Origin of the sequence: Tunturiibacter psychrotolerans, assembly GCF_051013365.1 — a bacterium.
In the GTDB taxonomy this organism is placed as follows: domain Bacteria; phylum Acidobacteriota; class Terriglobia; order Terriglobales; family Acidobacteriaceae; genus Edaphobacter; species Edaphobacter psychrotolerans_A.
On the sequence record NZ_CP132941.1, the window covers coordinates 489,057 to 513,933 of the forward strand.

General features: G+C 56.1%; 26 protein-coding genes. 14 read left to right on the forward strand and 12 right to left on the reverse strand.

From position 1 onward, the window contains the following. Positions 1-3 precede the first annotated feature (3 nt). Positions 4-156: an SDR family oxidoreductase gene (locus RBB76_RS01965; RefSeq protein WP_429633161.1), complete on the reverse strand. Its 153-nt coding sequence runs from the start codon at positions 154-156 to the stop codon at positions 4-6. Positions 157-178: 22 nt separating this feature from the next. Next, a complete protein-coding gene (locus tag RBB76_RS01970) occupies positions 179-331 on the reverse strand; it encodes an SDR family NAD(P)-dependent oxidoreductase (RefSeq protein ID WP_429633159.1) in 153 nt (50 codons plus the stop codon). Positions 332-453: 122 nt separating this feature from the next. Here RBB76_RS01970 and RBB76_RS01975 point away from each other — a divergent pair, with 122 nt between their 5' ends. From RBB76_RS01975 to RBB76_RS01990, 4 genes are all read left to right on the forward strand, one after another. Beyond that, the gene (locus RBB76_RS01975) at positions 454-1,029 is read left to right on the forward strand and encodes a TetR/AcrR family transcriptional regulator (protein WP_429633157.1); all 576 of its coding nucleotides are present in this window, start codon (positions 454-456) and stop codon (positions 1,027-1,029) included. Positions 1,030-1,205: 176 nt separating this feature from the next. Beyond that, complete coding sequence (locus RBB76_RS01980; protein WP_429633155.1) at positions 1,206-1,490, forward strand: LacI family DNA-binding transcriptional regulator; 285 nt, start codon at positions 1,206-1,208, stop codon at positions 1,488-1,490. Positions 1,491-1,492: 2 nt separating this feature from the next. Then, entirely contained in the window at positions 1,493-1,750 is a 258-nt protein-coding gene (locus RBB76_RS01985) for a hypothetical protein (RefSeq protein ID WP_429633153.1), read from the forward strand. A gap of 47 nt (positions 1,751-1,797) precedes the next feature. Next, entirely contained in the window at positions 1,798-2,136 is a 339-nt protein-coding gene (locus RBB76_RS01990) for a substrate-binding domain-containing protein (protein ID WP_433963553.1), read from the forward strand. Between the two features lie 224 nt (positions 2,137-2,360). On the opposite strand, the gene RBB76_RS01995 is transcribed toward RBB76_RS01990, so the two are convergent. The 3 genes from RBB76_RS01995 to RBB76_RS02005 all read right to left on the reverse strand — a co-directional run bounded on the left by RBB76_RS01995 (position 2,361) and on the right by RBB76_RS02005 (position 5,582). Continuing rightward, a complete protein-coding gene (locus tag RBB76_RS01995; protein ID WP_429633151.1) occupies positions 2,361-3,974 on the reverse strand; it encodes an FAD-dependent monooxygenase in 1,614 nt (537 codons plus the stop codon). 207 nt (positions 3,975-4,181) lie between these two features. After that, a complete protein-coding gene (locus RBB76_RS02000) occupies positions 4,182-4,661 on the reverse strand; it encodes an NUDIX domain-containing protein (RefSeq protein WP_429633149.1) in 480 nt (159 codons plus the stop codon). 105 nt (positions 4,662-4,766) lie between these two features. After that, a complete protein-coding gene (locus tag RBB76_RS02005; RefSeq protein ID WP_429633147.1) occupies positions 4,767-5,582 on the reverse strand; it encodes a dolichyl-phosphate beta-glucosyltransferase in 816 nt (271 codons plus the stop codon). Between the two features lie 307 nt (positions 5,583-5,889). On the opposite strand from RBB76_RS02005, the gene sppA reads away from it, so the two are divergent. Together sppA and RBB76_RS02015 are read left to right on the forward strand one after the other, a co-directional pair. Continuing rightward, positions 5,890-6,804, forward strand: a complete 915-nt coding sequence (gene sppA / locus RBB76_RS02010) for a signal peptide peptidase SppA (RefSeq protein ID WP_429633145.1) — start codon at positions 5,890-5,892, stop codon at positions 6,802-6,804. Positions 6,805-7,054: 250 nt separating this feature from the next. Continuing rightward, on the forward strand, positions 7,055-7,408 hold the full coding sequence (locus RBB76_RS02015; protein WP_429633143.1) for an HU family DNA-binding protein: 354 nt from the start codon (positions 7,055-7,057) through the stop codon (positions 7,406-7,408). A gap of 71 nt (positions 7,409-7,479) precedes the next feature. On the opposite strand, the gene RBB76_RS02020 is transcribed toward RBB76_RS02015, so the two are convergent. Continuing rightward, on the reverse strand, positions 7,480-8,871 hold the full coding sequence (locus RBB76_RS02020; protein ID WP_429633141.1) for a dicarboxylate/amino acid:cation symporter: 1,392 nt from the start codon (positions 8,869-8,871) through the stop codon (positions 7,480-7,482). A gap of 78 nt (positions 8,872-8,949) precedes the next feature. On the opposite strand from RBB76_RS02020, the gene RBB76_RS02025 reads away from it, so the two are divergent. Continuing rightward, on the forward strand, positions 8,950-9,528 hold the full coding sequence (locus tag RBB76_RS02025; protein ID WP_429633139.1) for a YybH family protein: 579 nt from the start codon (positions 8,950-8,952) through the stop codon (positions 9,526-9,528). A gap of 66 nt (positions 9,529-9,594) precedes the next feature. Then, the gene (locus RBB76_RS02030) at positions 9,595-11,991 is read left to right on the forward strand and encodes a PAS domain S-box protein (protein WP_429633137.1); all 2,397 of its coding nucleotides are present in this window, start codon (positions 9,595-9,597) and stop codon (positions 11,989-11,991) included. Between the two features lie 6 nt (positions 11,992-11,997). On the opposite strand, the gene acs is transcribed toward RBB76_RS02030, so the two are convergent. Next, positions 11,998-13,953: an acetate--CoA ligase gene (acs, locus tag RBB76_RS02035; protein ID WP_429633135.1), complete on the reverse strand. Its 1,956-nt coding sequence runs from the start codon at positions 13,951-13,953 to the stop codon at positions 11,998-12,000. A gap of 207 nt (positions 13,954-14,160) precedes the next feature. Here acs and RBB76_RS02040 point away from each other — a divergent pair, with 207 nt between their 5' ends. Together RBB76_RS02040 and RBB76_RS02045 are read left to right on the forward strand one after the other, a co-directional pair. After that, positions 14,161-15,537 (forward strand): L-lactate MFS transporter, encoded by a 1,377-nt coding sequence (locus RBB76_RS02040; RefSeq protein WP_429633133.1) that lies wholly within the window; start codon positions 14,161-14,163, stop codon positions 15,535-15,537. A gap of 53 nt (positions 15,538-15,590) precedes the next feature. Beyond that, on the forward strand, positions 15,591-15,749 hold the full coding sequence (locus RBB76_RS02045) for an MFS transporter small subunit (RefSeq protein WP_429633131.1): 159 nt from the start codon (positions 15,591-15,593) through the stop codon (positions 15,747-15,749). Between the two features lie 333 nt (positions 15,750-16,082). Here RBB76_RS02045 and RBB76_RS02050 read toward each other — a convergent pair whose 3' ends face one another. Continuing rightward, positions 16,083-16,670, reverse strand: coding sequence for a DUF421 domain-containing protein (locus tag RBB76_RS02050; RefSeq protein WP_429633128.1), 588 nt, complete (start codon positions 16,668-16,670; stop codon positions 16,083-16,085). A 78-nt stretch (positions 16,671-16,748) separates the two neighbouring features. Continuing rightward, complete coding sequence (gene galE / locus RBB76_RS02055) at positions 16,749-17,720, reverse strand: UDP-glucose 4-epimerase GalE (RefSeq protein ID WP_429633126.1); 972 nt, start codon at positions 17,718-17,720, stop codon at positions 16,749-16,751. 370 nt (positions 17,721-18,090) lie between these two features. On the opposite strand from galE, the gene RBB76_RS02060 reads away from it, so the two are divergent. The 4 genes from RBB76_RS02060 to RBB76_RS02075 all read left to right on the forward strand — a co-directional run bounded on the left by RBB76_RS02060 (position 18,091) and on the right by RBB76_RS02075 (position 22,436). After that, positions 18,091-19,188: a TonB family protein gene (locus RBB76_RS02060; RefSeq protein WP_429633124.1), complete on the forward strand. Its 1,098-nt coding sequence runs from the start codon at positions 18,091-18,093 to the stop codon at positions 19,186-19,188. 90 nt (positions 19,189-19,278) lie between these two features. After that, a complete protein-coding gene (locus RBB76_RS02065; RefSeq protein ID WP_429633122.1) occupies positions 19,279-21,150 on the forward strand; it encodes a hypothetical protein in 1,872 nt (623 codons plus the stop codon). A gap of 114 nt (positions 21,151-21,264) precedes the next feature. After that, positions 21,265-21,807, forward strand: coding sequence for an outer membrane beta-barrel protein (locus RBB76_RS02070; protein ID WP_429633120.1), 543 nt, complete (start codon positions 21,265-21,267; stop codon positions 21,805-21,807). A 101-nt stretch (positions 21,808-21,908) separates the two neighbouring features. Then, on the forward strand, positions 21,909-22,436 hold the full coding sequence (locus RBB76_RS02075) for an outer membrane beta-barrel protein (RefSeq protein WP_429633118.1): 528 nt from the start codon (positions 21,909-21,911) through the stop codon (positions 22,434-22,436). 81 nt (positions 22,437-22,517) lie between these two features. Here RBB76_RS02075 and RBB76_RS02080 read toward each other — a convergent pair whose 3' ends face one another. The 3 genes from RBB76_RS02080 to RBB76_RS02090 form a co-directional block, all read right to left on the reverse strand. Continuing rightward, a complete protein-coding gene (locus RBB76_RS02080; protein ID WP_353063047.1) occupies positions 22,518-23,123 on the reverse strand; it encodes an acyloxyacyl hydrolase in 606 nt (201 codons plus the stop codon). Between the two features lie 196 nt (positions 23,124-23,319). After that, positions 23,320-23,787, reverse strand: coding sequence for a Spy/CpxP family protein refolding chaperone (locus RBB76_RS02085; RefSeq protein ID WP_429633116.1), 468 nt, complete (start codon positions 23,785-23,787; stop codon positions 23,320-23,322). Positions 23,788-23,902: 115 nt separating this feature from the next. Continuing rightward, on the reverse strand, positions 23,903-24,826 hold the full coding sequence (locus RBB76_RS02090) for a LysR family transcriptional regulator (RefSeq protein ID WP_429633114.1): 924 nt from the start codon (positions 24,824-24,826) through the stop codon (positions 23,903-23,905). Between the last annotated feature and the right edge of the window lie 51 nt (positions 24,827-24,877).

Consider the following 24,877-nt stretch of genomic DNA (forward strand, 5'->3'; position numbering starts at 1 on the left):
GGGTCAGGTGCGCCTTAGTGTCTCAATTGAGACGCTGCTGGCGGGCCCATCCTCCCGGTCGGCCATGCCCGCGTTGTTTACCAGGACGTCCAGATGCCCGAATTGCTCGCCAATCTGCTTGGCCAGTGCCCTGCCGCTCTCGACCGCTTGATTCAAGTCCGCTTTAACGAAACAAACGTTAAACCCTCGCCACGCAGCTTATTGGCTCCTCTTTACCCCGTGCCTTATCGCGTGCTCCCAGCAGAACCCTAAAGCCGCCGCGGCCCAACGCGCGAGACACCTCGAACCCGATGCCCTTGTTTGCTCCCGTTACCAAAACAACCTTTTCCATAAATTTCTCCTCGGGACGGCGTCGACATACAGACGATCTCAGCTTTAGGTGTACGGCGTCCATCACCATCATGTACAACGTACACAATACTTCTAGACTCGTCAAGATGTACAGTGTATGTCATGGCATATCCGGCGAAGACCGACCGAAACAGCATCCTGCATGCTGCCATGAAGCAAGTCGAAAGCGAGGGCATTGACAGCCTAGCCATCCGATCTGTTGCTTCTACACTTCGTCTGGCACCGAACGCGCTCTACCGCTACTTCGAAAGTCTCGCCGCGTTGAAGGAGGCCGTGGCCGAAGAGGCACGGCTGCAGATGCTCGAGGTCATGCAGAAGGCTGCTGGCCGCAACGGCCCTGCGGAGTCGATTCGGGCAATCTCCCAAGCATACCTCCGCTTTGCGCATGAACAGCCGCGAGTGTTTGCAATCTACCTAAAGACCTCAGGTCCCGATTCGAACATTCCGCAGTGTACCCCACTATGCGCGCGGAATACGGAATTCTTCCTTGAGCAGGTGACTCGTGTCTACGGGGAGAAACGTGCCTGGGACGCTTCGCTCGCATTGTGGGCAACCCTCCACGGTCTGGCTGTACTGCGCAAGGCCGGGGTCCTTAGCGGATCACAGTCGTCCACTAGCCTCAAGTTCAGCCTTAAGATGTGGACCGAGGGCGCGTTGAGTTCCTCGGACGACAAGTAACAACAAATGCGGCTCACGCCTAATTCTAGAATTGTGATGATAGCCTGATATCGAGTAAATGTTTCCTGGCATGGACAGTAACTTTGTAGGGGTTTGGATGTCAAGCATGAATCCTCCTTCTCGCTTGCAATTGAATCACGCCCTTTTGCTAGTAGCTTAATTCGGATCAAACCGCGATGAGACGTTCCGTAGAGAACCAAGCCACATCGAAGATCGACATTCACGGGGTCGCTGCTAGAGCGCGCGTCTCCATTGCAACAGTATCGCGAACGATCAACCACGTAGCCACTGTCGATTCAAGGCTGGCCCAGCGAGTCTGGAAAGCTGTAGCCGATCTGGGTTATTTTCCTAACACGCAGGCGCGAGCTCTCGTCTCCGGTAAAAGCAAACTCCTTGGCCTGATTGTTTCAGAAATCACCAACCCGTTTTTCCGGAACTCATCCAGGAGTTCGAGCGGGTAGCCGTGGAACGTGGATATGAGATCCTTATCGGCTCGACCAACTATGAGACCGCGAAGATGGAACTGTGCGCGCGGCGCATGCTTGAGCGGAAGGTAGATGGTGTTGCGATCATGACCTTTGGCTTTGAGGAATTGCTTCTTGATCGCTTCGCCGTCGACAACATACCCGTCGTTTTTATCGATCCTGCGCCCTCGCGCCCACTAAGCAGTGTGCTGGCGGTTGATTACCTTGCAGGGATCAATGAAGGCGTGGAAAATTAGCAGTTCTTGGCCATCGCAAAATTGGATTCATCAGCGGCCCTCTTCGCCTGCGTTCTGCGGGAAGTCGAAAAGCTGCATTTCTAAAATGTTTGAAGTCTGCGGGAATCAAAGCTGACGTTTCTTGGATGGTCGAAGGAGATCAAACTTTAGACGGAGGGCGGGATGCGATGCAGCGAATTCTCGCGCTGAAGCATTTACCCACTGCCATCATGTGTTCCAACGATATGACCGCCATCGGAGTGCAGCATGCTCTTTTTGATGCTGGATTCAAAGTCCCAGAAGACTTTTCACTGATAGGTTTCGACGACATTCACTTGGCTGAATACACTATTCCACCGCTCACAACCGTTCGCATGTCCTGCAAAGATCTTGCAAAAATGCAGTAGCTGCCCTTTTGTCAAGTTTAGACCCAGCAAACATCATAAAGTCGGAAGCTCTAAACAAGATCAGTACTCGACTGATAGTACGACAGACCACTGACCTGCCCAGAAATGCTCTTTCCGATTTAGATCAGAATCCCAAATCGAAGAGAAGCAGTCGTTGAGGCCATATATCTTCGCATCGCGAAGGAGCTGATTTCGGTCCACGAATTTTTCATAAGAAGTGAACGCTAAAGTGACGTGAGGTAGTCGATGATCCCCTGTTGAGTGACGGGACGAGCGTGGTAGCCGATGTATCCGTCGGGGCGGATCAGGTAGGCAGTAGCAGGGGTGGGTCTGTATGTGGCGGCGAATTGGCGGCCGGTGTCGGTGGCTACGGGGACGCCGATGAGGGTGGGGAGAGCTGAGTCAGGCGCGGCAATGGCAGTGAGACGGCAGTTTGGTCCGGGGACGGTTTTGAGGGTTTGCGCGAGATGCTCGAGTTGTGCAGCCTGATCGGGTGTTATGGATTGGCCAACGTAGACGAGCAAGACGTGGTCGGTGCCTCGAGTGATGTCGAGGAGTCTAAAAGGGGCGCGGACATGGTCACGGCGGAAGCCGTCGCAGTCGGGCGCTCGGTCACCGGCTTGGATAGGGAGATCTTCAAGTGATTTGGTGGAATCGTTTTTTGAGAGAGTGCTGTGGCGGTAGTGGATGAGGAGTTGCGTGTCGGCGAGGCGGTCCTGTTGTGGCGCGTTCTTGCGACCAAGTTGATCGGATGCGGCGCGGGTGCGGGCGACTGCGTCGGCGCCTACGGGACGGCGCTCGGCTTCGTAGGTGTCGAGGAGTTGTAGCGTGGCTTTGTGGCGAAGAACGAGCGCGATCTTCCAGGCGAGGTTGTAGGCGTCCTGAATGCCGGTGTTCATGCCTTGGCCGCCAGTGGGGGGATGGATGTGGGCGGCATCGCCAGCGAGGAAACTTCTGTCTTTGCGATAGTTCGCAGCGAGGCGCGTTCCGATGCGAAAGTTCGAAGACCACTGCAGGTCAGAAATGGTGGCCTTGATGGGGAGGATGCGATCGGCAACAACTTGCAGTTCTTGTAGGGTGGGGGCGGGGCGGTCGGTCTGCAGGCCGTGGGCAGGGGCGGAAATATCCGAGCTATCTGGTGGGGCGAGCATGGAGACGCGGTAGCGGTTTCGCGCGGGAAGCGGAATGGCGATGAAAAAGTCCGGCGGGCCCTGCTGGGCGGCGTTGATTGCCCATAAGCTCATGCCACGGGGGAGATCGAGGTCGAGGACTACGTCGCCGAGCATGAAGCCGACGGGATAGTGGTCGCCCTCGAAGGGAATGTCGAGAATGCGGCGGACTGCGCTGCGGGCTCCATCGCAGCCGATGATGTATTGGAAAGAGGCTTTCTGGATGGTGCCGTCGGGGCGTGTGAGTTCGACGTTTACGCCATCGCTGTCTTGTGTGAAGGAGGTGAGGGTAACGGGGCGCTCGACGGCGATGCCGAAGGTGGCAAGATGGGCAGTGAGGATGCGTTCGGTCTCAGGCTGAGGGATGCCGAGCGAACTGTAGGGAAGATCGGAGAAGTCGCGCACTTCATCCTGCGCCGGTGAGTGATTGAGGTAGCGGCGTGTACGGTCGATCCAGAGGCCTGCGTCAATCATGAGGGTGATGATGCCCATGTCGTCCCAGACTTCCAGCGTGCGTGGGGTGACTCCTATGGCGCGGCAGTATGGCAGCGGAGCGGCGAGCTGATCGATGATGCGGCAGAGAACCCCGTGGCGGGCGAGTTCGGCGGCCATCGTAAGGCCCACAGGGCCTGCACCTACGACAAGAACATCTGGTTTAAAGCCTCGCATCGCAAGAGACAGTATATAAGAGGCGTTTCAAAGGCCCGATGCGGAGGCAGGCCCTTTACGATGGAGGTAGGAAAGCCATGAACTGGATATTCAGAAGACCTGTGTACAAGCTTAGAATTCGCTCCCGATTCACGGCATAAGTTCTAGGTCACTGCGCCCGGTGAGCAGGGTTCCGGTGCCTGATGGCGAGCAATCGGAAGTAGTTCGCTAAAGCCTGTTAGGCGCAAGTCTATTTTCTAACGTTTCTAAGAGCGGCACTTGTTCGAGCCGGATGAACTGTCGGGCAGTGGAAAGAGGAAACCAACCTCCCCGATCGATCTCAGGGATTTCGAGACGCTTCTTGGACTTCGGAGGCCACTCAATCTCGCAGGTGTTGCTCACAAGTTGGGCTGGGTCGCAGTCTCCCTCGAACGCCCACGCAATGACGACTTTTCCGCTCTTTTGTCGCACTGCCCCTAGCTCGATAAAGTCGCCGCTTGCAAGGAAGCCAGTTTCCTCGAAAAACTCTCGCTGCGCGGCTGCTAGCGGATCTTCGTCTTCTTCATATTCACCCTTTGGAACCGTCCAAGCGCCCTGATCCTTCTTCTCCCAGAAAGGGCCGCCAGGATGAACAAGAAGCACTTCCAACTCGTCTTTGCGCTTCCGATACATGAGCAGTCCGGCGCTGCGTTTCGATTTTTTTGTCATTGGCTATCGGATATGCCCACTCGCTCCAAGCCAGATGGCGACTCATAGAATCGGCCTGGCACTCGCTTCAACGATGAAGAGAAAACGATGGGCTCACTGCGTCTGTTAGCGGGCTTCGACGCTGCTGACTTTGACGACTTTCTCGACCTGAGGTGTGACCATACTGCTGGTGTCCTTCATCGCGGCAATGGCCTTGTCGTAGCGGCCGGCCATGAAGTTGCCACGAATGCGTGCCATGTCTTCGAGCATCTTGATGCCGTCCCTCAGGTAGCTCATACGGCTGCGTTCGTCGTGGCCCCAGGTGACGGGCACCTCGCGAATGACGTACTTTAGCTTTCGGGCGATAAAGAGGATCTCAGGATCGAAGCCCCAGCGCTCGATAGTTTGCAGGCGAAAAATCACTTGAGCCGCAGATCGTTTGAAGGCTTTGAATCCGCACTGAGTGTCTTTGAATGGCAAGCCCATAACAGTTCGGGTGACCCAATTGAAGCAGCGACCGAAGAACTGCCGGTAGAGCGGCTGGTGGATCGTCTGGCGAGTCCGGTCCATCCAGCGGGAGCCGATTGCCACATCTGCCCCATCGTTGAGTGCGGCGATGAGACGCTCAGCTTCTTCCATCGGAGCCGAGAGGTCGGCATCTGTGAACATGACAATGTCGCCCGCGGCCTGTAAAAGGCCGTTGCGGACCGAGTAACCTTTGCCGCGATTCCCTGGATTCTCCACAAGGTGAAGACGCGGATATTTGGTCATCCAACGCTGCACAATTGCGGCGGTGTCGTCGGTTGAGCCGTCGTCGACGACCAGCAACTCAGCATCCCAGCCCTGCTCCGCGACACACGACAAGACTCGATCCAACGCATGCTCGATGCGAGCGCTCTCGTTGTACGCCGGAATTACGATACTTAACTGTGGATGTGCCATTAGCGATCGTCAGTCTTTCTTTCAGCTGCAAAGAGTTGCGCGGTGGACGTTCCGATTTATCATACTGCAACATTTGACGCACCAAGGCCTCTGTTTGGCTCTATTTTCCGATATATAAATGTATTCGCTCATGGGCTGCGCGTTGGTTGCGGTTGCGGCCCACAACAGTCGCAAACTGTGCACCGACACAAAGGTCCCTGCTAAACTCCACAGCATGCAGGAAGACTTTTCAACACCCCCGCCGCCGCCTCCAGCGCCTCCTTATTCCCGGATCCCGCAATACCCTTATCCCCAAACGTACGGTTCCATGCCACCGCGCCGTCGATCCGCCTGGTTTTACATCGGCATTATCGCCGGCTCACTGGCAGCGGTCTTTCTTCTTGTCACCGGCATGGTCTGGTTCACTATGCGTTCGATGACCGGAAGTTCGGCCGGCCTCGGGCTCGGTTCTGACAGCATCGCCGTAATCGATATATCCGGTGCGATCCTGTCTCCTGAGACCATCGACAGTCAGTTACGCAAGTTTGGCGACGACTCGTCGGTGAAGGCCATCCTTCTGCACATCAATTCACCCGGCGGTGGAGCGGCTGCCTCGCAGGAGATCTATCACGAGGTGCTAAGGGTGCGGCAGGAGAGTCACAAAAAGGTCGTCGCGTCGATCGAGTCGGTCGGCGCCTCAGGGGCGTACTACATTGCGAGCGCCTGCGACAGAATTTACGCGAACGATGCCTCGGTTGTCGGATCGATTGGCGTGATTATGGAATGGACCAACTACGGCGACCTGCTGCGCTGGGCCAAGTTAAAGAACGTGGTGATCCACGCGGGGGAGTTGAAGGACGCTGGCGACCCGAGCCGAGATCTGACGCCCAAAGAGGAGATCTACTTTCAGTCGCTGGTCGACAACATGTATACGCAATTTGTGCATGATGTCGCGACGGGGCGTCACACCACTGACGATAAGATCAGACCGCTGGCGACGGGCCAGGTGTGGACCGGGCAGCAATCGCTTCCACTAGGTTTGATCGACAAGGTCGGCGGCTATCGGGTCGCGCTCACGGAAACGGCAAAGGAAGCGGGAATCTCCGGGGAACCAAACGTGGTGCGTCCCGCAAAAAATAAGCGAGGGCTGTTCGCATTGCTCGCCGACGACGGCGAAGACCTATTTCCAAACCCTGGACAGATGTTGAACAAAGCTCCCGGTTTTTACTTCATGTGGAAGTAAGGTACGCTCCTTCAGGCTTTACCAGATTGAAACATGCCAGTTCGAAAGAGCTCTCGGGAAAAACTGGCTCTTTTTTATCGACCGTCTGACGAAACGGACGGATTTTGCATCTTATTGGGCAACGATGAAAGCCGTCACACTTTTGATTTCTTTGGCAACCTTTTAACCTCCATCCCGTCTACAATCAACAACAACGGATTGTTTCACCACGGCCCTTATCGCCCTCCCCCCAGTACGAAAGGAACCCACCATGACTAAAGCCGACCTTGTTGATAAAGTGACCGCTCTTGGAGACCTGACCCGCCGTGATGGGGAGGTTATTGTCGATACGCTCTTCGACGCTGTCATCGGGGCGCTGAAGACCGGAGACAAGATCGAGATTCGCGGCTTCGGCAGCTTCCGGACGCGCCAACGCAACGCCCGAACGGGCCGCAACCCGAAGACTGGTGCCAAGGTCGACGTTCCGGCCAAGCGGGTTCCCTTCTTCAAGCCGTCGAAAGAGCTGCGCGATTCGGTAAACCCGAATGGCGCGGTGAAATCCAAGCCTATAGCGAAAAAGGTCGATAAAGAACACATCGATCCACACCATCCACCTGCAATGTAATTACCTCAAAGGCCTAGGTGAGTAGCAGGTGCTTCGGCGCCTGCTATTTTGCTTTGAGCGTCAGGATCTTGTCATTCGGTCATACCTTCGAGAACTACCGGCGAGATCGGCTCAGTACCAAACTCTCCTTCCCATTTCGCGACTACAACGCTGGCAAGGCAGTTTCCAACCACGTTGACGGTGGTCCGGGCCATATCGGCGAGCGCATCGATACCGAGGATGACAAAGATCGGCTCAGTCGGCAGGTGGAAAGTTGCCGCGGTCGCAAGCAGAACGACCAGGGTTGCGCGGGGAACGCCGGCGACTCCTTTGCTGGTCAGCATGAGAGTCACCATCATCAGAAGTTGCTGGCCAAGCGAGAGATGGACTCCCGCTGCCTGCGCGACGAAGATGCTGGCGACGGCGAGATAGAGCGTGGAGCCGTCGAGGTTGAAGCTGTAGCCGGCAGGGATGACGAACGCCACGATTCGGCGCGGAACCCCGAGAGCTTCCATCGACTCCATAGCACGCGGGAGAGCTGCCTCACTGGTTGAGGTCGCAAAGGCGATCGTTGCAGGCTCCGCCACAGCGGCGAGAAATCGACGGACGGGAACACGAAACAGGAGGGCCGCGGGTAGTAGAACAAGGAGGCCGAAACCGACTAACGCTCCGTACAAGGTGAGGAGCAGCTTGCCTAAATTGACGAGTACTCCAAGCCCCATCTGGCCGACGGTAAAGGCCATGGCCGCCCCTACGCCGATGGGGGCGAAGTACATGACAACGTTGGTAAATTTGAACATTACCTCGCTGAAACTCTCGAACAGGTGCAACACCGGCGTGCGCTTTTTTTCGTCCAGACTCGCAAGAGCGATCCCAAAGAAGACTGCGAAGACGGCCACTTGGAGAATCTGGCCCTCCGCCACGGACTTGGCGATATTTTCCGGAAAGACGTGCAGGAGGAACTCCTGCCAGTGAGTCGGCGGAGGTGTGGGGACCGTCTCACCTGAAGTGGTTGGCGGAAGGGTCAAGCCCACTCCGGCGCGGCTTAGATTGATTGCCGCAAGGCCAATGACGAGAGCCAGCGTGGTGACGACTTCGAAGTAAATCAGGCTCTTGATGCCCATGCGGCCCACGCTCTTCAGGTCTCCATGGCCGGCAATGCCAGTCACCAGGGTCGCGAGAATCAGCGGCGCCACGATGGTCTTGATGAGCCGCAGGAAGATGTCGCTGAAGACGCGGAGGCTGGTTGCCAGCATCGGAGCATCGAATCCCAACTCAGCACCAGCAACCATCGCGACAAGGATCCATGGCGTCAGGGAGCGCCGCTGGAGCGCAAAAAGCGCCAGGAGCACGATCGCGACACACCGCAGAGTGACCCCGGCATGGTGCATTCCCGTTCCGTGGATCAACCCCAATGAGATTCCGACAGACAGTAAAATCGCAGCCGAAAGCAACAGAATGTGTTGAAAGTTCGTCTTTAACATCAGGTGCGAAGAATATCAGTCTTCAACAGAAAGCAAATGCCCGACAGACCACTTTCGAGCGCTGATAGCATATCCGCTATGCATCGCGTAATCCTCAGCAGCATCATGTTCTGCGCCATCGCCTCTTCTCCACTGATCGCACAAAGCGATGCTGGAGTAGCACCCACTGCCGCAGTCGGTTACGGCACCTTCACACAGAGCCCCGGAGTCATCTCTAATCCCCTATCCCAGCCAACACTTACACCCGGCGCCCTGGTCTTGTTGGAGCTTGAGGGACGTTTTTCACAGGCAGTCACCGAAGGTGGAGGCAAAGCCTTCGGCAGTTGGTTCGCGGAGGACGGAGTTACACTCAATAACGGGAAGCCCGCGATTCTTGGTAGAACCGCTATCGCCGCACAGGCCCAGTGGGACCCGAAAACCTATCAGCTAAGCTGGGTGCCGCAAGGCGCTCAAATGGGTCCATCGAACGACATGGGATTCACCTGGGGCCACTATGAAGGCCGCAGTAAAGACAAAAATGGAGAGCCCGTGGTGATCTCGGGTCGCTACTTTACCGTTTGGAAAAAACTACCTAACGGCAGTTGGAAGGTCGCCCTGGATGCGAGTGCGGATGAACCGGCCGCGACAGGGGAGTGTTGCGTGCTTCCAAAGCCGTAAATCGTTGCTGCCACGAAAGTAGGAGTGCGCAACGATTTGCACATAACCTACGATTGAACTGTCGAAATGAATGCTCTCCTGGTCAAAGACGAAGCGTTGCGAATCGAGGCCCTCAATCAGTACGAGGTCCTCAACTCTGCGCCCGATCCCATCCTGGACGACCTGACAAGTCTGGCTGCACAGATATGCGACACACCAGTCGCTGCGGTCTCGCTGATAGGCTCAGACCGCATTTGGCTGCGTTCTCGATTTGGCATTGACTCACTCGACGTCTCCCTCGGCAGCCTGCCCTGCGAGACCACCATCCTGGGCGACACGGTCTACGAGATCTCCGACGCGCGCAACGACCCCGACTATGCACCAGACGGCATACTTCTCGAAGGCCTTCCTTATCGCTTCTACGCCGGCGCACCGCTGACAACTCCGGGAGGAGTGAGCATCGGCGCACTGCTCGTCTTGGACCGTCATGCTCGCACGCTGACTCCGGCGCAGTCGTCTGCGCTCAGTGTTCTCAGTCGTCAGGTAATCACGCGATTGGAACTCAATGGTCGCATTCGACAGATGGATCGCGCGGCTCGTTCACGACAACGCGTCGAGTCCGCACTTACAGTGGAGCGCAATTTTGTCTCGGCCGTTTTGGACACCGTGGGCGCGCTGGTCGCTGTGTTCGATCCAGCCGGTCGCATCGTGCGTTTCAACCGCGCGTGCGAAAATGCCTCCGGGTACGATTTCCCCACCCTGGTCGGCCGCTATGCGTGGGACAAACTTATTCCGCGGCAGGAGATTCCCGAAGCGATTGAGACCTTCGAACGTCTACGCTCGGGTCACTTCCCCGCCGCCTACGAGAATCAATGGCTCAACCGGGACGGAAGCATACGCCGCATCGCCTGGTCGGCAACCGCGCTAACCGATACACAGGGCCAGGTTGCATTCATCATTGCCACAGGCATCGATGTGACGACGCAACGAGCCGCTGAAGCGACCTTGCGCGAGAGTGAAGCCCGCTACCGTCAGCTGGTCGAAGGCTCGCTGGGTATGGTTTGCACCCACGACCTTCGTGGCACGCTACTGTCGATCAACACTCACGGCGCAGAGACATTGGGCCGCAGCGTAGAGGAGATGACCGGACACAATCTCGAAGAGTTCATCGTGCCGGAAAAGAAAGCTGCAATGCCTGCCTACCTCAAAAAAATAGGCGAGACTGGCGAAGCCCAGGGCCTTCTTCATCTCTCCCACAGCGATGGAGAGATGCGCGTCGTTGCCTATCGGAACAAGCTCATCGTCGTACCTGGACGCGCGCCCTATGTTCTTGGCTTCGGTGTTGACATCAGCGAGCAGGTTCGCGCGGAGGGCCGGCTTCGTACGCTTACGCGGCAGTCGGACTCCATCCTCGAGTCGGTCGGCGATGGTATCTACGGTATCGACCTTGACGGCAAAGTCACGGTCGTCAACTCCGCTGCTGCTCAGATGCTCGGGTACAAACAAGAGGAGATGCTGGGCCGCAATATGCATCAACTCATTCACCACACTCGCGCGGACGGAACGCCCTATGCCGCTGCCGACTCACCCATCCGGAAGAGTCTCACCAACTTTGCCACCGTCCGCATCTCAAACGAGATCTTCTGGCGCAAAGACGGCACGTCCTTCCCCGTGGAGTATGTCGCGCGCCCGCAAATCGATGCGCAATCTCCTGACATGAACGGCCTGAAGGCGCTCGGTGTCGTCGTTGCGTTCACCGATACAACCGAGCGTCGCGCCCTTGACCGCATGAAAGACGAGTTCATCTCCACTGTCTCTCACGAGCTTCGCACACCGCTCACCTCGCTGCGCGGAGCACTCGGCCTCCTTGCCGGAGGCGCACTCACCAATCGCCCCGAGAAGACGCAGCAGATGCTCGAGATCGCCATTAGCAACTCAGACAGGCTTGTGCGGCTGGTCAACGATATTCTCGATCTTGAGCGGATCAGCAGCGGCAAGACGGAATTGCATTCGACGATGTGCAGCGCTGAAGATCTGCTGCGACGAGCGGCGGGCGTTCAACAGACACGCTCCCCCCGACCGAATATTCGCATCTTTTTTGCTGCCCACGGCGTCAACGTCTGGGCCGATCCCGATCGCATTCTGCAAACACTGAACAATCTCATTTCGAACGCAATCAAGTTTTCTCCAGAGGGCAGCGAGATCCATCTCACGGCTCGAAACATCGACGAGAACGAAGCGCTGATCGAGGTTCGCGATCAGGGCCGAGGCATTCCTGCCGATAAGCTCGAACACATCTTTGACCGCTTCCAGCAAGGCGATGCCTCGGACTCACGCGCGATGGGCGGCACGGGTCTGGGACTCGCAATATGTCGCAGCATCGTCAACCAACATGGCGGCCGCATCTGGGCCACCAGCGCCCCTGACCAAGGCACTATCTTCTACTTCACACTTCCTACCCAGCCCAGAACCAACCTTCTCTAAGAACCCTCACTCATCGCCCTCACGCAGTTTGGCAATCACCGTAAAATCTTCAAGCGTCGTGGTATCGCCCTTTACCTCACCCGTTGTCGCGAGTTCTCTCAGCAGACGTCGCATGATCTTGCCGCTGCGCGTCTTCGGCAAAGCCTGGGTGAAGGTAAGGTCGTCGGGGCGCGCCAGCGCACCGATCTCCTTCGCCACCCAGTGCCGCAGCTCCTGCCGCAGCTCTTCGCTGGGCTCGTGACCTCCTTCGAGCGTCACAAACACGGCAATCGCCTGTCCCTTCATCTCGTGAGGCCTGCCGACTGCCGCCGCCTCGGCAACTTTAGGATGGGCAACCAGCGCCGACTCTACCTCCATCGTTCCGAGTCGATGACCGCTCACGTTGATCACGTCATCGACGCGGCCCATCAGCCAGAAGTAGCCGTCAGCATCGCGACGCGCGCCATCCCCAGTGAAGTAGCTGCCCGGAACCTCACTCCAATAAGTCGCTTCATAACGGGCCTGGTCGCCGTAGATAGTACGGGCCATCGACGGCCAGGGCTTGCGCATGACAAGGAGTCCGCCATGGCCATCAGGGACAGGATTCCCCTCTTTTGTAACTACCTCGGGAACAATTCCAAAGAAGGGACGCGTGGCGGAACCAGGTTTTGTCGCCACAGCACCCGGGATCGGTGCAATCATGATGGCGCCCGTCTCGGTCTGCCAGTAGGTGTCAACGATGGGGCAACGCTCCTTGCCGATCATGCGGTGGTACCACATCCAGGACTCAGGATTGATCGGCTCACCGACAGTACCCAGCAAACGTAATGAAGCAAGAGAGTGTTTCTCAACCCACTCGCTTCCCCACTTTGTGAAGGCGCGGATTGCTGTTGGCGCTGTGTAGAACACGGTGACCTTATGGTCGTCGACGATCTTCCAAAATCGATCGTTCTCCGGCCAGTTTGGAGCCCCTTCGTACATCATCACAGTGGCGCCGTTCAAGAGTGGACCGTAGACCACATAGCTATGGCCCGTGACCCAGCCAATGTCAGCAGTACACCAGTACACATCATCATCGCGAAGATCGAAGATGTATTTGCTTGTGAGATAGGTCTGCACAGCATAGCCCCCGGTCGTGTGCAATAAACCTTTGGGTTTGCCGGTAGTCCCGGAAGTGTAGAGAAGATACAGTGGGTCCTCTGCGTCCATCCATTCCGCAACACACGCCGGCGCAGCCTTTTCCATCTCCTCGTGCCACCACAAATCTCGACCTGGCTCCATCTTAATCGGCGAGCCAGAACGACGAAAAACCACGACATTCCTAACCGTTGGGCACTTCTTGAGTGCCTCGTCCACGATCGCTTTCAGTTGAACCTCGGAACCACGGCGATAGCTTGTGTCCTGAGTGATGACCGCGACACAACTGGAGTCGTTGACTCGGTCGGAGATTGCCTGGGCTGCAAAGCCACCAAATATGACAGAGTGCACCGCGCCGATTCTCGCGCACGCCAGCAGTGCAATGGCAAGCTCGGGCGCCATACCCATGTAAATCGCAACTCGATCGCCGCGTCTGATCCCCAGCGACTTCAGTACGTTGGCCAAACGCTGTACTTGCTCGTGCAGTTCTCCGAAGGTCAGCTTGCGGACCTCGCCCGGTTCACCTTCCCACAGCAAGGCGATTTTGTCCTTACGTGCTCCCGATGCGTGACGATCGACACAGTTGTGTGAGAGGTTCAGCTTACCCCCGACAAACCATCTTGTGTGCGCTGCTTCGCCGTCCATCACCTTTGTCCAGGGTGAGAACCACTCGAGTTCCTGAGCGGCCTCACCCCAGAACTTCTCCGGATTCTCCACGCTTTGTGTGTATAAGGTCTCGTATTGCTCTAGGCTCTTAATGTGAGCTTTCGCGGCGAACTCCGCGGGCGGAGGAAACACCCTATTTTCCCGCAGACTTGAATCCAGATCTGTACTCTCTTCAGACATCTCCCGCACAGCCCTCCGTAATTTCATCCAGCAAGGTGAAGGTACCCTATACAACTCTGCCCGAGCAACCCGCCGTTACATTTAGGTGACACGCTGGCCACTTGGATCATGTATTGTGGTTTCCGCATCTAGTTCTTGAATGGATGAATGAGCTTTTTACTGTCTCTGGTTCGACAATGTACGACGTAACAACTCCCGAGGTTCTCAATGGCCCTGGCTTTTCTCGATCGTGACCGCTCTATAGCTCCCGCAGGATATAGCCGCTGGCTGGTACCACCAGCCGCCCTCGCAATCCACCTTTCTATCGGCCAGGTCTATTCCTTTTCGGTCTTCAAGAATCCACTCCTGGCCTTGCATGCGGCAGACGGCTCTTCCTGGAACTTGAAGGAAGTCGGCTACATATTCTCGATTGCGATCGCCTTTCTGGGCATCTCCGCTGCGCTCTTCGGGGCGTGGCTTGAGAAGGCGGGTCCCCGCCGCGCGATGTTTTACGCCGCAATCTGCTTCGGCGCGGGCTTCATCATCGCCTCGTTTGGGGCCAGCACACATCAACTAGCTCTGATCTACCTTGGCTACGGCGTCATCGGCGGAATTGGCCTTGGACTGGGGTACATCTCGCCTGTATCCACGCTCATCAAGTGGTTCCCCGATAGACCTGGTCTGGCCACGGGTCTCGCCATCATGGGGTTTGGCGGTGGGGCGATGATAGGCGGACCTCTGGCCAGCAACCTCATGGCCCACTTCAAAGCGGCGGGACAGCCGTCAATTCCCTACACCATGATCACGATGGGCATTCTCTATTTCATCTTCATGATGTTTGGAGTCTTCACCATACGCGTCCCGCCGACCGGCTGGAAACCTGAAGGATGGGTGCCGTCGGTCAAGCATTCCGCGCTCATCTCAAGCCACAACGTCGCGGTGACAGAGGCCTGGAAGACACCTCAGTTCTGGCTGCTCTGGGTGATGCTATTCGTCAACGTCACGGCCGGTATCGGCATTCTGGAACAAGCAGCACCCATGATTCAGGATCTCTTTAAGGGCCAGATCTCTCCTGCGGCCGCTGTAGGCTTCGTAGGCATTCTGAGCATCTTCAACATGGCCGGGCGGTTTCTTTGGGCATCATTCTCTGACTTCATAGGACGCAAAGGCACTTACTTTACCTTCTTCGTACTCGGTGCCGTCCTCTACTTCTTCCTTCCCTTTTCACGGCAGGACAAAATCAACTCGATTCCCCTCTTCGTCGCGATCGCTGCGTTGGTCATCTCGATGTATGGCGGAGGCTTTGCGACCATTCCTGCCTATCTCAAGGATCTCTTCGGCGGTTTCAATGTCTCTGCTATCCACGGCCGCCTGCTCACCGCGTGGTCGGCAGCCGGCATTATTGGACCCCTCATCGTTAACGGCATACTCGACCACTACGTCGAAAACCACATGAACAAAGAGGACGCCTACCCGCTTATTCTGCACATCATGTCGTGCCTGCTGGTCATCGGCTTCCTGGCTGATTTGATGGTGCGCCCGGTTGCAGAGAAATACTGGCTGAAGGACAAGAACTTGGTCTACGCCGACGGACCGGCCCATTAACCGCAGCGCGGTGTGCTTGCCTCCGCCCTTTCCTACATTTCGGGAGTTATTTTATGGCAGATTCCAATATCAAGAAGTCGTCCCCTCTGCTCATCGCTGCAGCGTGGATCATTGTGATCATTCCCACAGCATGGGGGCTCGATTACACCGTCAAGAACGCACTAAAGATCTTTGCTACGTCCGCGCCTGCCCCTATAACTACTGCGAAGTAGCTCCGGAGTTCTCTTAGAGTGCATTTCGGGCGCAACCTGAATGTTCTTGTGGTCATCAAGCTGACCCAAAGCTGCTGCGAGACCATGGCGCAGCGCTGTAGACTCCCATTATCGTGAATTTTTACTGGCCATCCTTGATCGGCTTCTTTCTCGGTTTCGCTTTTGGCGTGGGTTGTGCATTAGCGGTGATGTACTCGATTTACATGGGAGGATATCGCGCCGCCGTACGCGACTCCCAACTGCCCAAGCAACCGGAACGCTACACAAATGCCCTTGATAAGATCTCAGCAAAGTCATAGCGCCCGCAAATCCTCGCCTCAGCAGTACTTTTGATCAGTTTGGCAATGCTCCTCGCGCCGCCAAGTCGATGCGCATCTGCTTGATCTCAACATGCAGTTCTTCGATTGACCTTCTCAATTCGGCCCTTTGCGCATCGTCGCTCATGGACTTGATCCCTTCGAGATAGAAGTTTCCATTCGGTTCGAGGACGCACTTCTCCACTTCGCTGAAGTCGTTGAATCCCTGTTTATGAAGCACGGATCGCAGTTCAAGCTCCGTTAGCGCTTCACGTTTAGCCTCTGCCCAATCGACTACTCCATGACGAATCAACACCGACGGAGAGCCCTCGAAGGCAGTATTCAGCTTTGGCATGTTGAAGAGGAGCCGCGAAAGCAGCCAGTTAATGGTCAAGAGTGACAGCGCACCGATTACGCCTCCCGATACTGTGTTGTCGTCACCGATCATGGCATTCTGCACGGTGTTTGAGAGGCTGAGCAGCACTACAAGGTCGAACGGGTTTAGCTGTGCTAACTCCCGCTTGCCGAATAACCGCAAAAAGGCGATCAGGCATAGATAGACAATCATCGGTCGGAGAATCTTTTCCAACAACGGCAGGTGCATGTGAAACATGCTTTCGATCAAGAGATTCTCCTTCTACTCGGTGTGACATCGGAAGCAGGACGTCGGCACGCGACACTCGACGTCCTGCTCAAGACCGTGTTATGCGTATCGTTTCTGGTGCCAGTCCCACGCGCTCGCCACGATCTGGTCCAGCTCAGCGAACCTGGGCGTCCACCCCAGCTCCTCCTTGATCTTTGCCGAACCCGCCACGAGGACCGCCGGGTCGCCAGGCCTTCGTTCACATTCCTCAATAGGAATCGGCTTGCCCGTCACGCGACGTACCGATTCGATGACTTCGAGGACGCTAAATCCCTGTCCATTGCCAATGTTGTAGATCAGCCGGCTCCTCGTGTCGCTGAGCGCTGCGAGAGCCAGAAGGTGCGCCTCAGCCAGATCACGCACGTGGATGTAATCGCGGATGCAGGTTCCGTCTTTGGTGGGATAATCCCGTCCAAAGATCTTGATGTTCGATCGCTTGCCGAGCGCCACATCCAGGATCAGGGGAATTAGGTGTGACTCCGGTTCATGAGCCTCCCCATAGCCTTCAATGGCTCCTGCGACATTGAAGTATCGCAAGCTGGCATACTTAAACCCATGGATTAAGTTCATCCACCGAAGCATATGTTCTACAAGCAATTTGCTCTCCCCGTACGGATTCGTCGGCTGCAACTTTGCGTCTTCGAGAATGGGTGTCTTTTCGGGTTCCCCGTAGCATGCGGCCGTGGAGCTGAAGACCAGTCGGTCGTGTCCAGTTGCCAGCATCGCCTCCAGGAGGGTCAAGGTTGCCGCCGTGTTATTTCTGAAATAAATCTCCGGGTGCTTCATGCTTTCGCCAGCTTCGATCAAAGCGGCAAAGTTCATCACTCCATCGAAACGGCCCTCACGCAGAGTCTCTTCGATCAAAGGGCGATTCGCGATATCACCCTCGATAAACGTGGCGTTTTCAGCAACTGCCGAACGCTTGCTATGGCAAAGGTTATCGAACACGGTGATTGCATGACCTTGAGCCAGCAAAATCCGCGCGACTGTCCCTCCGATGTACCCTGCTCCACCTGCTATCAGAATCTTCATTAATTGTCTCCTAGTACCCTTCTTGGATACCACAAAAGTGCCAGTGTCAATCACTTACGCTTACGGCACTATACTTGCTGTAAGAGAAGAGCAGAGCCCGGCCCTGTAAAAAGAGACACCTCCCTGAAGCACGGCGCCTGCTACAACCTTTTCCTTTATCGTTCGCGTCTCTTAAGTTGGGCCGACGCAACGATCCAACCTCCCCTTGGTGATGTCAAAAGTTGCAGTGAGTCAAAGACGACAGGTTCGAATCACACTAGGGCTCTCCGGCATAGCACCTCGGAGTTATTCCTCCTTTGCACCGGTTCTGTTTCCATAGCACTGGTGTAACTCTCCCGCCCTCGACACGAGGCACTTCAAGGACTTTTTTATGGCAAAGCCGCTTCGCAGTGATGATCCAGCACCGCAGAATATGCAGTTCGCACACTTCGGCGTCCTGAACGACGGCAACCAGAGCAAGTCCTCGCTCTTCACTTCGATTGCCCTCAACGTCGTACTCGCCCTCTGCGCCATCATCATCGGAGCGGCCGCGAAGAAGACCATCGACACCAGGCACAAGCTGACCGAGTTGACCGAGCCAATTCCGATGAAGAAGCCGGATGAGCCGCCGCCGATCAAGATCAAGCCACCAAAACTTCCCCCGACTCCGGTGGTCAAGGTCGAGCCGCCCAAAATCAAGCTGCCAGACGTGAAGTTGCCCGACGTCCCCAAGCCACCTGAGATCAAAATGGCCCAGCCGATGCCGGTCGTTCTTCCGGCACCTCCAAAGCTCGTTCAGCCTCCGCCCGCTCCTAAGGTGGTCAGTCTCGCCCAGGCTCAGCCCGCTTCAGTGGTCAACAACTCTCCGCACCCAACTGCGGTCGCACTGGGTTCGCAGACAAACCCGATCGCGCCCTCGAATCGCCCGTCCACTACGGCTATCAATCTCGGCAACAAAGGAATGTCCGGTATGCCGGCCTCGAACAACGGCATGGGAGCGCAGTCCACTGTTGTCAATCTTGGTTCCGGTTCAGCCGGCAGCCAAAACATGAAAGGCAGAGACAACGCGGCTGGCGGCGTCGTCGGAGTCAAGCTTGGAGTTACTGGCGGTACAGGACCAATGAATGCTCCGGGGCGTTCGCCCGGTGTTGTTAACCTCGGCCAGAACACTCCGCCACCGATGCCGAAACCAGCCGGCCCATCTGCGGCAGTGGCCAAGTCTGCACCCAAGGTTCTCTTCAAACCCAAGCCTGAGTACACCGCAGAAGCTCGCAACCTTCACATCGAAGGCGTTGTCTCGGTTCGTCTCCGCGTCTCTTCCTCTGGTGTTGTTCAGGTTCTCGGCGTCACCAGCGATCTCGGCCACGGCCTTGGCGACTCTGCCATCCACGCCGTGCAGGCCACACGATTTCAACCCGCAACCGACGCTTCGGGTCATCCGATCGATTGGGAAGGTGTTGTCAATGTAGCTTTCCAGCTCGCTGGATAAGAAACAATTTTTGTTCCGCAGTTGCAGCATGAAATAGCATCTAGTCCATACTCAGGATGACCCCAGGGGTCACCGTAGGAGCCGCAAATCATGATTCTCGGGAAACAGTCTACCGCCGGTCTGCTGCTGGCATTTCTAGTCGCAACCACTCTCCCCGCGGGAGCAGGCATCCTACATCCTGGCAAAAAGAAAAAGATGGATGAGGACCTCTCTACGACGCGCAAGCCGACGGCCGCGCAAAACGCACTTATTGACAAGTCGATCGCCCGCGAAAAGGTGATCGTCAAGACCGTCAAGGAGCGGGCCCCTCTCGTCGAGACCTACATCCAGACCATGAAGCCTGATCCGCTTCTAGGCCAGGTTCCCGAATCTGACGAGCACTTCCTCAGCCGCGTCGACTTCAAGAGCGTCATCGGCGATAACTCTTATGCGGTAAACAAGGAGACATCCAAGGGCACCAGCAACGACGGCAAGCTTGGATTCTTCAAGCACTCTGTCTCTTTCGTCGGTGGTCTCGGCAACAGCCTTCATCTGAACTTCCATGAGTCTGGTTTCGTGCAGATGCTCCTGATGGACTCCAACAGCTTCGATCGTCAGCACTACACTTTCGGCTACGTACGCAACGACTTCCTCGGCAATACTCCAACGGCTGTCTTTGATGTGACCCCAATTGAAGGGAAGAAGGCCTACGGCCGCTTCTTTGGTCGAATCTGGATCGAGACTCGGAGCGGAAACGTGGTTCGCTTCAATGGTGACTTCGCCGGAACCCAGGAGGACCAGAAGGAGTTCTATCACTTCGACAGCTGGCGCACCAATGTTCAGCCGGATCTCTGGCTCCCGACGTCTTTTTATGTTGAAGAGAGCGATCCCAAGAGCGTCTCCCGCACCCTCAAATTCAAAGCAATTAACCACATCTGGGGCTACGTGCTCAAGGTTCCTCCACCGGAGAGCGAAAATACCTCGATGGATGTCGTGGGCGCAACAGACGTCAGCAACGATGCACAAGACGTCAGCCCTCTTGGAGCCCAGCGCGCTTGGGTCCAGCAGGCAGAAGACAACATCGTGGAGCGTCTCTTCCAGGCAGGCTTGCTGGATGCACCGAGTGAATTCGATAAGACTCTAGAAGCGCTTGCTGGCAACATTCTCGCTTACAACAACATCACACTTTCACGGCCGATCCGCTGCCGCACTTTGCTGACCGAACCGCTGGAGTCTCTCGCCATCGGCAACACCATCGTTATCTCGAAGAGCCTGCTTGATACCACCGGCGTTGTTACCCAGGATGGCGCACAGCAGATGGGCAACCTGAATGCGATTCTGGCTTTCCAGATTGCTCACATCATCCTTGCCCACCGTCTCGACACAAAGTACGCCTTCAACGATCGTCTGCTCTTCCCTTCTACGACGGTCTTCAACCGCATTCCCATGCATCACACTGACGCAGACAACACGGCAGCAGCGAAGAAAGCCATGGAGCTTCTAAGTGCAAAGGAGTTGGAAGGCGGCCAGCAGTACTTTAGCCTCTACCTCCAACAGCTGCAGCAGCGAGTCAAGAGTCTCAAGGCTCTTAACGAACCCATGATCGGCGATGGTTTGATCAAGAGCGACACTGATCCGACCTTCTGGATGCAGGCCATCACTACAAAGGGCCCCAAGCTGGATATGAAGGACCTGAAGCAGCAAGCTGCTATGCCGTTGGCCAGCTTCCTGCGCTTCGACCCGTGGACCGATCAGGTATTCGTCCTGCACTCGGCATTTGAGCCTCTACTCACCGCGGCCGACAAGATGCCTTTCGAGGTCGAGCCGGTCTACCTGAAACTGAGCTACTATAAGGCGCCCGCAGAACCTGTTCCTTCTCCTGCAGCAACGCCAGCTACCGCTGCGCCAGCCGACAACACGGCAGCACCAGCCGCCGCTGCACCGGCTGCCACTCCCCCACCCACCAACGCACAACAAAACTAAACCCAAGAGCGTGGATGGACTCTGGTCAAGAGACCGTCCACGCTCTCTTTGTTTCGGGTCAGCTCACTCGACACAATCCGCGCATCAAACCTTGTTTAAGAAGGAGGCACTCTGTTGAAGCGGCATTTTCTAATCGGCTTTTTTGCCTGCGTCCTCAGTCTGACTCTGTGGTCACACGGTCAAGCCGTCCCTACCGCCACTCGCAGTGGCTCGGCGCAGATTGGCGCCGGAGTAACCTTCATCAGTCCCGACTATACTCAGCAGTACATCAAGGGTATTTCTATCTACGGTAACTACGATATCGGCCAACACTTGGGAGTCGAAGGCGACATTCACATATCTGTCAGCACTCCCGGCGATATCAGCGAAAACTCTTATCTCCTCGGTCCACGATATAAATGGCACTACAAACGTTTTGAGCCCTACGCCAAGGTGCTGTTAGGCCTCGGTCGCTTCGGCTTCCAATCCGGCTCCTTTGCAGAACCAGCAACCTTCACCTACTTCCAATTTGCGCCCGGTGGCGGTCTGGATGTTCGCGCAACTCGACACATCAACGTAAGAGCCTTCGACGTTGAGTTTCAGAAGTGGCCCGGATTCGAACCTAACGGGCTTTCCCCCATTGCTTACACAATTGGTGTTGCTTATACCCTGCGCTAGTTAGAGAATCTGTTCATGATTAAGACGTTGCTTTACCTTAATGGATCGTCACTGCGCTACCCGGTCTGCGCTAGGGAAAACACAATTCGACAGGAGTTCGCGTGCTGACAAAGGTTGGTCTTTTTCTGGGCCTGTTGGGGGCTACATCCATGCTGAGCGCGCAAGCCACTCCCACAGCAACACGCACCGGATCTCTCAAGATCGGTGGCGGCTTTTCCACGGCCGACTCCGACTATGGGAATCGATTCAATGGCGGCGCAGCTTACTTTGACTTCGATTTTCTTCCCCACATTGGTGTAACTGGCGAGTTTCATTTCGTCAAAGACCAAAATGATCTTTACGAGAAGACTTACGAGATTGGCGGCCGTTACTTTCGTGAGTATCGCCGCTTCGTTCCTTACGGCAAAGTCCTCTACGGGCGCGGGGTCTTCAACTTCCCTGTCAATCCTGACGGATTTCGAGCGAATCTAGCCTACAATCTCGTCGCTGTCGGCGTAGGCACAGATTACAAACTGAAGCCCTACCTCTACCTCCGCGCGGATTGGGAGTACCAGCAATGGTTCGACTTCGCAGGCTCCAGTCTTACCCCTAACATCATCACGGTGGGTGCGGCGTATCACTTCCGGTAGACCCTCTTACCCAGACGTTCGTGGTCCAAAACAGAAAGCCCCGGTCAACGCCGGGGCTTTTCATATTGAATCCGTCAATCTTTAGAAGTGATACGCAATACCGATCGACGGAGTCGAGATGACCTCGTAACGATTAGTATTGAAGATGTTGCCCGGAAGGCTGAAGGTCGGTGTCTTTACCAGGAAGGCCCGATACTCAGCACGAATGTCAAAGCTTGGGCTTAGCTCATAGGCCACACCACCGCCAAACAGAGCGCCAATGTTCGTATTTCGCTTTGCGTCCAGGTTGGTCGACCCGGCGTCCTTGAACGGCGAGAAAAACATCACGCCCGGACCAGCTTCAAGAAACGGGTTGAAGTTTTTGAAGTTCAGATTGAACACATATGCGAGGCTAACCTCCTGCTGCAGAGTATGGATGCCGCCGTTAGCCTTCCCGAATACCTGATAATACTGGGTATTCTGCTGATATCCATAGTTCGCTTCGAGCCCGCTTCGCGGCGTCAGCAGATAGCGGTAGCTGGCAAGGAGACCCATCGTCGTGCTTGTGTTCTTCTGCACGCTGTTCCCCGTTATCTCTGGCGCAAACGCAGCAGTGGCGCTTACGCTTACGTCCTGCCGGCTCTCCTGCGCATAACCGGCCGCCGCAGACAACATCAGCGCACCCAACAACAACATCGTTTTCTTCATTCTTCGCTGGATCCCTTCGAATTCGTCCATAACTTCCTACGCTGTCCCGCAGGCAACGCGTTTGCAGAGTTATGGGACGCCGTAATCACTGAGTTTCATTGTAACCGCACCGCTGCCCGAAGAAGCGCTACCAACGCAAGAAGGCCGGAGGATCAGCATCCGTCCGGCCTTAATGATCACTCCTGTGGATAACGCGTTATTGCGGTGGTGGTGGTGGCGGTGCTCCCTGCCCGCCCTCATGACTCTCCCGACGCTCCTTCATTTCCGCCTGCAAGGCGTCATACTTGGTCTTCTGATCGTCGGTGAGCACGGCGCGGATCTTAGCCTGCGACGCCTTGTGGATGTCCATCACCTTCGCCCGCTTATCGGCTTGAGGTGTCGTAGTGTCCTGACGCAAAGCCATCATCTGAGTTCGCGAATCGTCGTCAATCGCCTTCACCTGGGTAACCTGATCTGGAGTCAGATTAAGTTTTTTTGTCAGGAAGTCGATCTGATGCTCCTCCCGTTGACCTGGCCCACGATGTCCGCCATTCGGCGGGCCGGCCTGATCTTGCGTGGCCTGCGGAGCCGGGTCTTGTGCCATCACGGGAAGTGCGCTCAGCGCCGTTGTACATAGCGCCAAAAGTGCTGCCTGCAATACTGGTTTGCGAAATAGCGTCGTCATCGGATTCTCACTCTCATAATGCGTTCGCCGGACGAGTTCTCCGGTGGTCGGTCTACTGGTACAGACGCTCTTTTTTCGCAAAGGTTCCGATGTTTCGCGAAATTCACGGTCTCGGTCACATAGCCCGATCTGCTTGGAAGCAATAGGGGTCTCCATGTGCCGCCGCGTAAGCCTCCACCACCTTGAGAAAAGCCAGCGCCGCGTGTGACAGACTAGCTTGCCTCCGATAAACAAGCCTGAGCTTGCGCTCTATCTGCAACTCGGGTATCTGGACCCGCACCAGCGCCCCGCTCTCGAGTTCAGTGCGCACTGTCAGCCCGGGGACCAAAGCCACCCCATTACCCATCTCTACAAATCGTTTGATCGCCTCCAGCGACGGCAGTTCCACGCCCATCTGAAGTGGTGTTTTGTGGCGCTTGAAAGCCTGAATGACCTTCTGCCGCTGCGGCGAAGGAATGTTGTGCGCGATGAAGTTTTGCCCTCCCAGTTGCCGAATCGATACCTTCCCAGCCCCCGCCAATGGATGTCGCGGATTCACCACAAAAGCCAGCTCATCCCGGTACACAACCATCGATTTCACCTGCGTATCGTCAGGGCGGAAGGAGAGCACACCCAACTCCACGGAGTGCATCAACACCTCGTCCGAGATTCTGCTGGCCAACGTTCGCTGCACCGCGAGTTTGATCCTGGGATTTTGCCGTCGAAACTCATCGAGCAGCGGCAACAGATAAAGACAGGTGTACTCGTTCGCCGCCAGGTTCAGTCTGCCGCTATGAAGCTCCCGTAACTCCGTCAGGGCCACCGCCGCTTCGTTGCGCAAATTCAACAACTTAGAGGCATACTCCCGCAAAACCTCACCCGCGTCCGTGAGCGTTCCGTCCCTTGAGGAACGCTCAAACAGCACCTCACCCAGTTCCCCTTCAAGCTTGGCGATTGCCTGACTCACTGCTGGCTGAGTACGATGGAGCCGTGCTGCTGCTCGCGAGAAACTACGCTCCTCTGCCACTGCCAGAAACGTCTCCATCTGGACTAAGTCCAATCCTTACCTCCGCGCGATCCGCAATTTGCAGATCGAATGCTGCAATTAGAA

What these genes read in the sequence shown, in the direction of transcription:
- RBB76_RS01970 (WP_429633159.1), bottom strand. Translation starts at nt 331, where the DNA reads ATGGAAAAGGTTGTTTTGGTAACGGGAGCAAACAAGGGCATCGGGTTC.
- RBB76_RS01975 (WP_429633157.1), top strand. Translation starts at nt 454, where the DNA reads ATGGCATATCCGGCGAAGACCGACCGAAACAGCATCCTGCATGCTGCC.
- RBB76_RS01980 (WP_429633155.1), top strand. Translation starts at nt 1,206, where the DNA reads ATGAGACGTTCCGTAGAGAACCAAGCCACATCGAAGATCGACATTCAC.
- RBB76_RS01995 (WP_429633151.1), bottom strand. Translation starts at nt 3,974, where the DNA reads ATGCGAGGCTTTAAACCAGATGTTCTTGTCGTAGGTGCAGGCCCTGTG.
- RBB76_RS02000 (WP_429633149.1), bottom strand. Translation starts at nt 4,661, where the DNA reads ATGACAAAAAAATCGAAACGCAGCGCCGGACTGCTCATGTATCGGAAG.
- RBB76_RS02005 (WP_429633147.1), bottom strand. Translation starts at nt 5,582, where the DNA reads ATGGCACATCCACAGTTAAGTATCGTAATTCCGGCGTACAACGAGAGC.
- sppA (WP_429633145.1), top strand. Translation starts at nt 5,890, where the DNA reads ATGCCACCGCGCCGTCGATCCGCCTGGTTTTACATCGGCATTATCGCC.
- RBB76_RS02015 (WP_429633143.1), top strand. Translation starts at nt 7,055, where the DNA reads ATGACTAAAGCCGACCTTGTTGATAAAGTGACCGCTCTTGGAGACCTG.
- RBB76_RS02020 (WP_429633141.1), bottom strand. Translation starts at nt 8,871, where the DNA reads ATGTTAAAGACGAACTTTCAACACATTCTGTTGCTTTCGGCTGCGATT.
- RBB76_RS02025 (WP_429633139.1), top strand. Translation starts at nt 8,950, where the DNA reads ATGCATCGCGTAATCCTCAGCAGCATCATGTTCTGCGCCATCGCCTCT.
- RBB76_RS02030 (WP_429633137.1), top strand. Translation starts at nt 9,595, where the DNA reads ATGAATGCTCTCCTGGTCAAAGACGAAGCGTTGCGAATCGAGGCCCTC.
- acs (WP_429633135.1), bottom strand. Translation starts at nt 13,953, where the DNA reads ATGTCTGAAGAGAGTACAGATCTGGATTCAAGTCTGCGGGAAAATAGG.
- RBB76_RS02040 (WP_429633133.1), top strand. Translation starts at nt 14,161, where the DNA reads ATGGCCCTGGCTTTTCTCGATCGTGACCGCTCTATAGCTCCCGCAGGA.
- RBB76_RS02045 (WP_429633131.1), top strand. Translation starts at nt 15,591, where the DNA reads ATGGCAGATTCCAATATCAAGAAGTCGTCCCCTCTGCTCATCGCTGCA.
- galE (WP_429633126.1), bottom strand. Translation starts at nt 17,720, where the DNA reads ATGAAGATTCTGATAGCAGGTGGAGCAGGGTACATCGGAGGGACAGTC.
- RBB76_RS02060 (WP_429633124.1), top strand. Translation starts at nt 18,091, where the DNA reads ATGGCAAAGCCGCTTCGCAGTGATGATCCAGCACCGCAGAATATGCAG.
- RBB76_RS02065 (WP_429633122.1), top strand. Translation starts at nt 19,279, where the DNA reads ATGATTCTCGGGAAACAGTCTACCGCCGGTCTGCTGCTGGCATTTCTA.
- RBB76_RS02080 (WP_353063047.1), bottom strand. Translation starts at nt 23,123, where the DNA reads ATGAAGAAAACGATGTTGTTGTTGGGTGCGCTGATGTTGTCTGCGGCG.
- RBB76_RS02085 (WP_429633116.1), bottom strand. Translation starts at nt 23,787, where the DNA reads ATGACGACGCTATTTCGCAAACCAGTATTGCAGGCAGCACTTTTGGCG.